Below are 12,630 nucleotides of genomic sequence, written 5' to 3' on the forward strand. Positions count from 1 at the left end.
TTTCAAAATTAATCTTCAAATTTCTTAAATACTAATACTGCATTATGACCACCAAAGCCTAGACTGTTACTCATTGCATAAGTAATTTCTAAATCTTGCGCTTCATTTGGAACAGTGTCTAGATCACATTCAGGATCTGGTGTATTCGCATGAATAGTTGGTGCGACTTTAGAGTCACGAATAGATAATGCTGAGAAGATAGCCTCTAAACCACCAGTAGCACCTAATAAATGACCAGTCATTGATTTAGTAGAGCTAACTTTTAGTTGATTAGCAGCATCTCCAAACGTATTCTTGATCGCTCTAATTTCATACATATCACCTACAGGTGTACTCGTGCCATGTGCATTAAGATATTGAACATCTTTTGCTTCAATACCTGCATCATCAAGTGCTGCTTGCATTGCACGTGAACCACCTTCACCTTCAGGAGCGGGAGCTGTAATATGATATGCATCACCAGTTGAACCATAACCAACTATTTCAGCATAGATTTGAGCACCACGCGCTTGTGCCGATTCTAATGATTCAATCACTAAAATACCAGCACCTTCACCCATAACGAAGCCATCTCGACCTTCTTGGAATGGACGACAAGCTGTTTCTTTATCATCATTTGTAGATAAGGCACGACTAGCACTGAATCCTGCAAGTGCCATGTGTGTAATTGGTGCTTCTGTACCACCTGTTATCATCGCATCTGCATCGCCACGTTGTATAATTTTAAATGCTTCACCAATTGAGTTTGTACCAGTAGCACATGCTGTAACTGTAGAACCATTTGGCCCTCTTGCACCTAAATCAATTGATACTTGGCCAGTTGCCATATCAGGAATTAACATAGGTACGAAGAATGGACTTACTCTTCTTGGTCCCTTATTTTGAAGTGTTGTATGTGCTGTTTCAAACGTTTCCATACCACCAATTCCTGAACCAATCCATACACCTATGCGATTAGCAGTTTCATCATTGATTTCCAATTTAGCATCTTCAACTGCTTGACGTGCTGCCACTACCGCATATTGTGTGAAACGATCCATACGTCGAGATTCTTTCTTTTCAATATGGTCTTCAATATTAAAATCTTTAAGTTCACCTGCTAAATGAACATTATAATCTTCTGTATCTATTCTAGTAATAGTATCGATTCCATTAACACCTTTCAAGGCATTTTCCCAACTTGTCTGGGCATCATTGCCAATAGGTGATAATGCACCCATACCAGTAATTACAACTCGTTTATTCTCAGTCATACATTATTTCCTCCTATTTACCCCATTTGATAACCATAGCGCCCCATGTTAGGCCACCACCAAAACCTACTAATACTAGTGTGTCATCATCTTTAATTCTTCCATTTTCTAATTCTTGTGAAATACTTAAAGGTATTGAGGCAGCAGATGTGTTACCAAAGCGATTAACAGATACACTCATCTTTTCTCTCTCTATACCTAGTCTTTCTCGAGCTGATTCCATAATTCTAATGTTTGCTTGGTGAGGTATAAACATATCAATATCATCTGATTGTAGACCAGCTTTATCAACCACTCGTGTTGATGCTTCACCCATAATTCTTACCGCAAACTTGAAGACTTCTCGTCCGTTCATTACTAGTTTACCAGTATCTTTGTTTAAGTATAAGTATTTTCCACCGTTACCATCAGATCCCATTTCATAACTAATGATACCTCGTCCTTCTGAAACTTCTCCAATAACTACTGCACCAGCACCATCACCAAAAAGGACTGCTGTTGAACGATCTGTTAAATCAGTAATCTTAGATAATTTATCTGCACCTACTACTAGGATATTTTTATAATCACCTGATTGAACATATTGTTTTGCTGTAATCATAGAATACATAAATCCAGAACATGCAGCTAATTGATCCATTGTTGGTACTTTACGTGTACCCAATTTTTCTTGCAACATATTGGCAACCGATGGGAATGGCATATCTCCAGTAGCAGTTGCAACAATAATCATATCTATATCAGCAGGTGTGATTCCTGCATCTTCAATCGCTTTTTTACTTGCCTCGAATGCTAAGTCAGATGTATCTTGATCTTCACTTGCCCAGCGTCTCTCTTTAATTCCAGTCATTTTAGAAATCCATTCATCTGAAGTTTCTAAAAAACTTTCGAAATAAGCGTTATCAACGACTTTCTCTGGCGCATATGCACCAAATCCTTTTATACCTACGTTCATGAACGTACACCTTCTTACTTCATTTTTTAATACCAGGTATTAATTTAACACATTTTTTTACCACTACTCAAGTAGTTACCCTTTCACAAACACAGATTTCATTAAATAGATTTGATTACAAATTTTTATCAGTTAACTGCTATCTCTATACAAATAGATTACTTTACTTTAGAATGAATGTATATAAATAATGGAGGTCATCAGTATGAAATACCTCGTAACTTTTATTTGGGCAGTCATCTTATTACAAATGGTTAACTTTGTATTAAATAGTTTAAATGGCGGTGGAACATTAAACTTTATCACGCCAATAGTTCTAGCAGTTATCTTTACAATTGTAATTGCTATTCTAACTGCCATGATTAAACCAGATGATTTTACCCGTTCAGGTAACAGATAGTCTTATTACTACATAATAATACAATACGTTAAAAACGCTTGGAATTTGAATTTATTAATCAAATTTCAAGTGTTTTTCTTTATTAAACTAGATATAGATGAACCCTTACTATTACAGCGATACATTACAAGCTTCATGACTTTGAAAAAATTTTTGAAGTGAGGAATTACTTATTCTTACTAATCTTTAGTTTAAGTTATAACTAAGGCAAGTGAATGCTACAATACACTGAACTGCACTTAAAAACATAAAAACCTAGAAAGTGCTCATCACACTCCCTAGGTTTACCTAAACATTCATTATTCATTTTCAGGCTTTTGTACATCAAATGTTAAATCATGATCATCATTTATATCAACTTTTACCACAGTACCTTCAGGCATGCTTTCTTTAATCATCATACGTGCTAATGGTGTTTCAATTTGACGTTGAACAAAACGTTTCAATGGTCTTGCACCAAATTGTGGTTCGTATGCTTCTTCTCCTAACCATTTTTTCGCGTCATCAGACACATCAATTGAAATACGTTGATCCAATAAGCGTATATTTAATTGAGTTAAGATTTTATCAACAATCATACTCATATCATTAATAGATAATGGTTTAAATAATACTATATCATCCATACGGTTTAAGATTTCTGGTTTAAAGAATGCATGTAAGCTATCCATTACAGCTTTTTCAGTGTCTTCAGTAATATCACCAGTATCTTTAACATTCTCAAGTAATACTTGTGAACCGATGTTACTTGTCATAATAATGATAGTGTTTTTAAAGTCAACACTGCGTCCTTTAGAATCAGTTAAACGACCTTCATCTAATATTTGAAGTAAAACGTTGAATACATCACTATGTGCTTTTTCAACTTCATCTAATAAAATGACTGAATATGGATTACGTCTAACCGCTTCTGTCAATTGTCCACCTTCATCATGACCTACATAACCTGGAGGGGCACCAATCAGTCTAGAAACTGAATGTTTCTCCATATACTCACTCATGTCGATTCGAATCATGTGTTTCTCAGAATCAAACAATGATGCAGCTAATGATTTTGCTAATTCAGTTTTACCTACACCAGTTGGTCCTAAGAATAAGAAACTACCAATCGGTCTATTAGGATCTTTAATACCTGCACGTGCTCTTACAACAGCATCAGATACTAAGTCTACTGCTTTATCTTGACCCACAACACGTTCGTGTAAGATATCACCTAGGTTCAATAATTTTTCTCTTTCAGTTTCAACTAATTTTGATACTGGAATACCAGTCCATTGACTTACGATGTCTCCAATTTCTTCATCAGAAACAACTTCACGAATCATACGTTCGCTGTCACCTTGTTCATCTTGATAAGCTTCTTCAAATTCTTTTAATTCTTTTTCTAATTGAGGTATTGTACCATATTGTAATTCTGCTGCCTTTTCTAGATTGCCCTCAGTTTGTGCATCTTCTAGAGCTTGTCGACTGCGATCTAATTCAGCACGTTTTTCTTGTACTTTAGCAATTTTTTCTTTCTCTTGTTCAACACGAGATTGTAAGGAAACTTGTTTTTCTTTTTCATTTGAAAGTTCTTCTTGTAATTCTTCTAAACGATGTTTACTTGCGTTGTCAGATTCATTTTTCAAAGCACTTTCTTCAATTTCTAATTGCATAACACGACGATTAACTTGGTCTAATTCAGTTGGATTTGAACCCATTTCTGTTCGAATTGTTGCACATGCTTGGTCAACTAAATCGATTGCTTTGTCAGGTAAGAATCTATCAGTAATATATCGATCTGATAATTCAGCTGCTGCAACTAAAGCACGGTCTTGAATACGTACACCATGATAAACTTCATAGCGTTCTTTTAATCCACGTAAAATTGAAATTGTATCTTCTACATCTGGTTCACTTACGCTTACTTTTTGGAAACGACGTTCTAATGCAGAATCTTTCTCAATATATTCTCTATATTCATTTAAAGTAGTTGCACCAATACAATGCAATTCGCCACGTGCTAACATCGGTTTCAACATGTTACCAGCATCCATTGCACCATCTGTTTTACCTGCACCAACTAGCATATGAATTTCATCAATGAATAAAATAATACGTCCATCTGACTCTTTTACTTCTTTAAGTACTGCTTTAAGTCGCTCTTCAAATTCACCTCTAAATTTAGCACCAGCAACCAATGCGCTTAAATCTAATTCAAAAATTGTTTTATCGAGTAATGATTCAGGCACATCTTTTCGTACAATTCGTTGCGCTAAACCTTCAACAATTGCAGTTTTACCTACACCAGGTTCCCCGATTAATACTGGATTGTTTTTAGTTTTACGACTTAAGATTCGAATTGTGTTACGAATTTCTTCATCCCTGCCAATAACAGGGTCCATTTTACCTTGACGTACTTCTTCTACTAAGTCACGACCATATTTTTCTAAAGCTTCATAATTTACTTCTGGATTTTGTGAAGTCACATGATTTCCCCCTCTTACTTTAGTTATTACTTCTTTTACAACTTCTTCTTTATTTCCAACAAATTGTTTAGTAGTATCATCAATATCCATCGCAGCACGAAGGACGTGTTCCATTGAAATATATTCATCTTCATATTCTTTCATATATGATTCAGCTTTATTTAATAATTCATTTGCTTTAGATCCTATATATTGTCCATATTGAATATTATCTCCTTGTACAGAAGGATAATTTTTCAATTTATTTGTATACGCTTGATTTAATTCATCTGTATCTATATTTGCTCGTTCTAATATGCTTTTAAATAAACTATCAGTTTCTTCTAAAGTTCCCTTTAATATAGCTTCAATTTCAATATTTTGTAATTCATTTTCTTTGCTCAATTCAACCGCTTTTTGTAATGCACCTTGAATTGCATATGTCATTTGATTAATATCCAAATTTATTCACCCCTATATATTTGATAAGAGTAAGGTCAATTAGTTCATTTTGACTTTGACTTTCTTTGACCTTAATTACATTATAGACTCTCTTATATGATTACGCAACACTTACACTCAACTTTTAAAAATTTATCAAACTGCCTATTCAAGCTAGTTTGACGCGATTAGTGAGTCTCCTTCATTACTTGTTTTATCACACTTTTCTCTGTTATAAACATCAAATATTCGTTAAAACTGCAAATAAAATAAACCAGTTCAATGATTTAAAATCACTAAACTGGTTTAGAATGAATTATTTGTTTTTTGGATTTTTCTTTATAGCTTTGATTATTTCATCGGATAAAGCTTTTACACCACTATTTTCAAGATGCACACCATCTGGTGCAAAATATTCAGAATGTCCTGCAGAACGTTGGTGCCAATCCACTAAAGTTACATTCTTATGCTTCTTAGCAGCATTAGCTAGTTGTTTATTAACATTATCTTGCCAATCTCGAGGAACACGTGTATTAACAAGGTAAATTTGTGCTTTACCAAACTTATTAATTAATTGATTTAATTCTTCCTCTGTAAAATCACCATTTGTACCTAGTTCTAAAACGACTTTATCTGATGGTTTATTATAATTTGAATAATTGCCTGCTATTGACAACGCTTCTTGTAAGTGACGACCAACTTTACCATCAATGGTTGCTTTAGGTACTTGAGATTTAAATTCTTCCCCAATATCTACCATCACTGAGTCTCCAATAAGTAATGGACTAATATTAGTATAAACTTGTTTTTTACTTTTACTATTACTACTTGAGCCATCGATTTTTATATTTTCACCAGGCATCATTCTTACTAAATATTTATCTTGATCACTCGTGTTGAATGAATTTGCTTTGTTTTCAATTTCATCTTTTCCAAAACGATCGAAGACACCTAAGAATAACAGTACTATCGGTATCACAGCAATAATCGACACTATTGTTCTAATAAATTTAGGTCGTTTTAAATAATTGAATGAAAATGCCTTTAAACCTTCACGTCTAAATGGTGTTTCAATATAACGATATGATAACTCAGCAAATAAAACTGTAAGTATGATATCAACAAAGTATACATAAATAGGAAGTTGCCCATCAACAAAATGAATGTGTATAAAACTTATGACAGGAAAATGCCATAAATATAAACTATAAGAGCGTTTACCTATATAAACAAATATACGATGACCTAAGACCTTTGCTAGGATACTAGAAGGATGTACAACACTAGCAATAATAAATAATGTCATACCTGAGATGAGATAAAATCCACCATTATAAATCCATTCACTAGTATCTTTCACTTTAAAGAATAAGTAGATAAGTATTATTAGACCTAAGATACCTATACCATCAATAGAACGTTGCAATACTTTTGGTGGATTGGCTTTTAATTTAAACGGTGGCCATACAAATGCTAATATCACACCCAATAATAACGTTTGCAAGCGAGTATCTGTCCCAAAATAAACTCTTGAATACCCAACATTGGGTTGTGAAATAATGACCATCGCTAATAAAGACACTAGAGAAATAATCCATAATATCAAAGTAACATTGCGATATTTTTTAATCGTTAAGAGTAAAATGACCAACACAAATGGAAAGAACAAATAGAACTGTTCTTCTATTGCAAGTGACCACAAGTGTTTTAATGGCATAAATGAAAATTGTTCGAAGTAGTTAACATCTTTGGCAATATACCACCAATTCGACACATAGAATAATGCAGCGATAATATCATGTTTAACTCGAACGATTTGTTGTGGTTCAAATATTAATGTAGCAATCCCAACGACGATTAATAGCGCAACAACTGCTGGAAGTAACCTTTTAACTCGTCGAATCCAGAATTGTTTAAGGCTAATAATACCTCGCTCCTCGTATTCCTTTAAAAGTAAACTTGTGATTAAATATCCAGAAATAACGAAGAAGGTATCTACACCTATGAAACCACCTGTAAGCCATTTCCTATTTAAATGGTAAATGATAATACCTAAGACAGCAATTGCTCTTAGTCCATCTAAACCAGGCATGTAACGCATTTTAGTCTTACGTTGTTTCCCTTTTTCAAAATCTTGTTTCATTGTTCACATTCTTTCCCTATTAAATAATAAATTTTAATAAATTCATTAATTACTAAAGCACTGAAAATCAGGATAAAACGAAAGCCGATGATCAACAACATGAAAAAATATGATTTAAGTTAATATTCTTTTATATTTTAATGTATATGATTGAATCGAGTTTTATACTTAGATGTCTGAGCTTGAACTATAATAATATTTTATAAAATTTGACGCATTTATTATTATTTTTCATAAATGCAAGTACAATTTAAATTATTTTATATTGTAATTCTTATGTATTGTAGTATAACGCTTAAACAAATTCAATTTATATTACAATTATGTCATTTATCAACTTAACTTTGTCACTAAAAGCATTGAAAATGAACATTTAAATTGCTTCTATTATAAATAAAAAAACAATAGTACATCCTAATCGTGTACTATTGTTCAAAAGCGATTAATTAGCCAACGCCTAATGCAATTTTAGCGTATCTTGACATCATATCTTTGTTCCAAGGTGGATTCCAAACAATATTAACTTCTGTGTCTTGTATTTCTGGAATCTCGGCTAATACTGTTTTAATTTGTTCGATAATTTGTGGCCCAAGTGGGCAACCCATTGATGTTAAAGTCATTTCAACTGTACATAAACCATCATCATCAACATTCACTTTATATACTAAACCTAAATTAACGATATCAATACCTAATTCAGGGTCAATAACCATTTCAAGTGCACCTAGGATACTGTCTTTTAATGCCTCTTCCATTAGTATCACCTCTCATTATTTATCTTTACACTAATATATCAAATATCCGACAAAACGCCAATAAAATGCTATGATACAACTAAGCGAATAAAGACGTTATAATAACATTATAAAGTTGATTTATGTATCAATGTTAAAAACATTTAATATGAAATGTTAATGTATTTTATTCTATAGATATGTAGCTTAAGGAGAAATATATGAAACCTTATTTAATTTGTTTAGACTTAGATGGGACATTATTAAATGATAATAAAGAAATTAGCGACTATACTAAGCAAGTACTTACAACATTAAAAAAGCAAGGTCATCGCATTATGATTGCGACTGGAAGACCATACCGTGCAAGCCAAATTTATTATCATGAATTAAACATGGACACACCTATTGTAAACTTCAATGGAGCTTATGTTCATCATCCTAAATCAGATGATTTTAAAACGACACACGAGGTACTAGATGTGGACCTCGCTAGAAACATGATCGAAACACTTCAAAAAGCAAAAGTTACAAATATTATTGCTGAGGTTCGCGATCACGTGTTTATTAATAATCATGACCCTAGATTATTTGAGGGTTTTTCAATGGGTAATCCTAAAATTGAAACAGGTAATTTATTAGAAGAATTAGATGAAGCACCAACGTCGTTATTAGTAGAAGCAGAAGAGATTTACATACCTAGAATCAAGCAAATGTTGACGCGTTTCTATGCAGAGAATATTGAGCACAGACGTTGGGGAGCGCCTTTCCCAGTAATCGAAATCGTTAAACGCGGGATTAGTAAAGCGCGTGGGATTGAACAAGTCAAAGACTATTTAGGAATTGAACCTTCACATATTATAGCCTTCGGAGACGAGGATAATGATATTGAAATGATTAAATATGCTAAATATGGTATCGCAATGGACAATGGTCTAGATGAATTAAAACATATTGCAAACCATATTACTTATTCAAATAATGATGATGGTATCGGCCGTTATTTAAATAATTTCTTTAAATTAAATATACCTTATAAAGGTTAAACAACAATTCTTAAAGTGAGACAAATGTATACTTTTATAATGTCTCACTTTTTTAATATATTTTTTCTGGAGGAATGTATGATGCGTAAAATAATTGTAGTCGGTGCTGTCGCCGGTGGTGCAACCTGTGCTAGCCAAATACGACGTTTAGATAAAGACAGTGAAATTACTATTTTTGAAAAAGACCGCGACATGAGTTTCGCAAATTGTGGATTACCCTACTTTATAGGTAACATTGTTAATGAACGTAAAGATGTTTTACCAATTACGCAAGACGTGTTTAAAGAAAAGAAAGATATTACAGTTAAAACGTATCATGAAGTAATTGCTATTAATGACAAAGATCAAACAGTGACGGTAGTAAATCGTCAAACGAATGAAAAATTTGAAGCGAGTTATGACGAATTAATATTGAGTCCTGGTGCAGGTGCTAATTCTTTAGGCTTTGATAGTGATTACATATTCACTTTACGCAATATGGAGGATACTGATGCCATCGATCGATTTATAGATCAACATCAGGCTAAGAAAGCATTAGTAGTAGGAGCAGGTTATATTTCATTAGAAGTCTTGGAGAATTTATATGCTAGAGGATTAGATGTTACTCTAATTCACCGCTCTGATAAAATTAACAAGTTGATGGACCAAGATATGAATCAAGTTATCTTTGACGAGCTAGATTCGCGACACATATCTTATCGATTAAATGAGGAAATTGTAAGTGTTAATGATCATATGGTTACTTTTAAATCAGGCATTCAAGAAGACTACGATATAATTATTGAAGGCGTTGGTACACATCCAAATTCGAAATTTATCGACTCATCTAACGTAGAATTAGATGATAAAGGCTTCGTTAAAGTTAACGATAAGTTTGAAACAAACATCCCAAATATTTATGCTTTGGGTGATGTGATTACCTCTTCGTACCGTCATGTAAATCTACCCGCACAAGTTCCATTAGCTTGGGGAGCACATCGTGGCGCAAGCGTCATTGCAGAACAACTAGCTGGTAATAAAAATATCATTTTCAAAGGGTTTTTAGGTACCAATATCGTTAAATTTTTCGATTATACATTAGCAAGCGTCGGCATCAAAGTCGAAGAATTAACGCATTTTGATTATCAAATGGTTGAATTAAATTCTGGCACTCATGCAGGTTATTACCCTGGAAATACTAATGTCCACTTACGCATTTACTTTGACACAAATAATCGTCGTCTTTTACGTGCTGCCGCAGTAGGTAAAACAGGTGTTGATAAGCGTATTGACGTATTATCAATGGCAATGATGAGCGAATTAACCATTGATGAATTAACTGAATTTGAAGTGGCATACGCACCACCTTACAGTCATCCAAAAGATTTAGTTAATATGATTGGTTACAAAGCTAGAGATTTATAAAAAATAGCCCTTAAATGATTACTGCAAATTCAATCATTTAAGGGCTATCCCTATATCATTAATAATTTAAATTTTAACTAATTCCAAAAAGGCTACTAATTGGACCCCATGGTAGGATAATACCTAATGCCATAGTAATAATTATTAAAATAATTGTTGCCCAGAATAAACCATGACTCGCTTCGTGTTTCTTGCGTTTCGCAATAGATACTTCCATTAGTGCAACTACCGCTATACCACAAAGCATCTTCAATGTTAACAACATATGGTTGCCCCCACCACCATGGCTAGCAGCCATGAATTCTTGAATTAACAACCAGAACCCTGAGAATAAAGTGAGTAACATAAAGACTCTTAATGCCATTTGTAAAGGTTTAAACATAGGTGTAGGACCTTGTGATTTTGAAATATGTAAAAATGCAATTACATATAAAATAATTGTCAACGCCCAACTTGCAATATGCATATGTAACAAGACCGAATTCCCCCAATACTATTTATTACCTTTTTACTTACCTATCATATCACATAAACACTTGAACGTATTGTTAAACGCTATAAGAGATGGATGTGAAACTAAAATAATGGTTTTGTAAAACTTCCATGTGAAATTCTCTCTGCTGGGATTCCTGAATTAAAACGGTTATAACAAGTGCGTTTTTATTTCTGACAACTTCTGGCAATATATAATTAGAGCCCGGGACATTGATTTATGTCCCAGACTCACCTGCATTAACTGATTACAATTAAGAAATACTTATAATATAAGATGTCTCAATTCAATCATTTATTATGAACTAATTATGATAGACAATCCTTATAACATTTTTGAACTATTAATTATTATTTAGCAATATAAGTAGTTAATGTACCAATATTATCAATAGTAACTTTGACTTCATCACCTGGTTGTAAGAATTGAGGCGGTTGTAAACCTGCACCTACACCAGCTGGTGTGCCAGTAGCAATGATATCTCCTGGATGTAATGCTACATATTTAGAAATTTCTTCAATTAAATCATCAATTTTATTAATCATTTGACTTGTATTACCATCTTGACGAATATCATTATTAACTTTAGTTACGATATTAACATTTTCAGGTGTTGGTAACTCATCCTTAGTTACAATATAAGGTCCCATTGGGCAACCACCTGTCAAACTTTTAGATAGAAATGCCTGATCTTGTTCATTTTGCGCCTTACGATCAGTAATATCATTAATAATTGTATATCCGTAGATGTAGTCTAATGCTAATGCTTTCGGAATTTTTTCTCCAGATTTACCGATTACGATACCTAATTCACCTTCGTAATCTAATTGATCAGTGATATCTTTATGATTTGGAATTGTTGATTCATCACCAGTTAATGATGATGCTGCTTTAGTAAATACGTATAATCGTTGTACCTCATGATTTAATTCACTTGCGTGATCTTGGTAATTACGACCAAATGCAATAACATTATTTGGTGGTGTAACTGGTGGTAAGAATTCAATGTCATTAAAAGCGATTTTGAATTCATCTGCTTTACCACTATCTTCAGCCGCTACAACTGCTTTACGTACTTGTTCTTGGAAATCTAATGTTTGGTTTTGTTGTAATCCCTCTAATAATGTTTGAGGGTGGAAGTCACCTTCTCCAAATTCCTCAAATACCTTTTTAAGATCCCAAACTGCGTCTTCACGCTTAACTTTTACGCCGTAAGATTCAGCGTCTTTATAATTGAATGATAGAAATTTCATTCAGTATCAACTCCTCATCTATATCTTAATACATATTATAACTTTAATCTTTGCTAAACCA

At 33.2% G+C, this 12,630-nt stretch carries 10 protein-coding genes; 3 read left to right on the top strand and 7 right to left on the bottom strand.

Annotated elements, in window-relative coordinates; genetic code table 11:
- Nucleotides 1-8: 8 nt before the first annotated feature.
- Together fabF and BDW31_RS02710 are read right to left on the bottom strand one after the other, a co-directional pair.
- Complete coding sequence (gene fabF, locus BDW31_RS02705) at nt 9-1,253, bottom strand: beta-ketoacyl-ACP synthase II (RefSeq protein ID WP_053024303.1); 1,245 nt, start codon at nt 1,251-1,253, stop codon at nt 9-11.
- A gap of 13 nt (nt 1,254-1,266) precedes the next feature.
- Nucleotides 1,267-2,208, bottom strand: a complete 942-nt coding sequence (locus tag BDW31_RS02710; protein WP_037538680.1) for a beta-ketoacyl-ACP synthase III — start codon at nt 2,206-2,208, stop codon at nt 1,267-1,269.
- Nucleotides 2,209-2,413: 205 nt separating this feature from the next.
- Between BDW31_RS02710 and BDW31_RS02715 the strand changes: the two genes are divergently transcribed.
- On the top strand, nt 2,414-2,608 hold the full coding sequence (locus tag BDW31_RS02715) for a YjzD family protein (RefSeq protein WP_037549058.1): 195 nt from the start codon (nt 2,414-2,416) through the stop codon (nt 2,606-2,608).
- A 299-nt stretch (nt 2,609-2,907) separates the two neighbouring features.
- Here the strand turns inward: BDW31_RS02715 and clpB are convergent, their stop codons facing one another.
- The 3 genes from clpB to BDW31_RS02730 all read right to left on the bottom strand — a co-directional run bounded on the left by clpB (nt 2,908) and on the right by BDW31_RS02730 (nt 8,394).
- Entirely contained in the window at nt 2,908-5,517 is a 2,610-nt protein-coding gene (gene clpB / locus BDW31_RS02720) for an ATP-dependent chaperone ClpB (protein ID WP_110709117.1), read from the bottom strand.
- A gap of 295 nt (nt 5,518-5,812) precedes the next feature.
- Nucleotides 5,813-7,639: an acyltransferase family protein gene (locus BDW31_RS02725; protein WP_110709119.1), complete on the bottom strand. Its 1,827-nt coding sequence runs from the start codon at nt 7,637-7,639 to the stop codon at nt 5,813-5,815.
- A gap of 446 nt (nt 7,640-8,085) precedes the next feature.
- Entirely contained in the window at nt 8,086-8,394 is a 309-nt protein-coding gene (locus BDW31_RS02730; RefSeq protein ID WP_011276244.1) for a metal-sulfur cluster assembly factor, read from the bottom strand.
- 200 nt (nt 8,395-8,594) lie between these two features.
- Between BDW31_RS02730 and BDW31_RS02735 the strand changes: the two genes are divergently transcribed.
- Nucleotides 8,595-9,419 (top strand): Cof-type HAD-IIB family hydrolase, encoded by an 825-nt coding sequence (locus tag BDW31_RS02735; RefSeq protein ID WP_037549044.1) that lies wholly within the window; start codon nt 8,595-8,597, stop codon nt 9,417-9,419.
- An 81-nt stretch (nt 9,420-9,500) separates the two neighbouring features.
- Nucleotides 9,501-10,823, top strand: coding sequence for a CoA-disulfide reductase (locus BDW31_RS02740; protein ID WP_053024300.1), 1,323 nt, complete (start codon nt 9,501-9,503; stop codon nt 10,821-10,823).
- 73 nt (nt 10,824-10,896) lie between these two features.
- Here BDW31_RS02740 and BDW31_RS02745 read toward each other — a convergent pair whose 3' ends face one another.
- On the bottom strand, nt 10,897-11,298 hold the full coding sequence (locus BDW31_RS02745) for a YisL family protein (protein ID WP_037538693.1): 402 nt from the start codon (nt 11,296-11,298) through the stop codon (nt 10,897-10,899).
- 368 nt (nt 11,299-11,666) lie between these two features.
- Nucleotides 11,667-12,569 (bottom strand): fumarylacetoacetate hydrolase family protein, encoded by a 903-nt coding sequence (locus BDW31_RS02750; protein ID WP_037549037.1) that lies wholly within the window; start codon nt 12,567-12,569, stop codon nt 11,667-11,669.
- Between the last annotated feature and the right edge of the window lie 61 nt (nt 12,570-12,630).

It is taken from the genome of Staphylococcus sp. AtHG25 (assembly GCF_003217445.1).
GTDB classification, from domain to species: domain Bacteria; phylum Bacillota; class Bacilli; order Staphylococcales; family Staphylococcaceae; genus Staphylococcus; species Staphylococcus haemolyticus.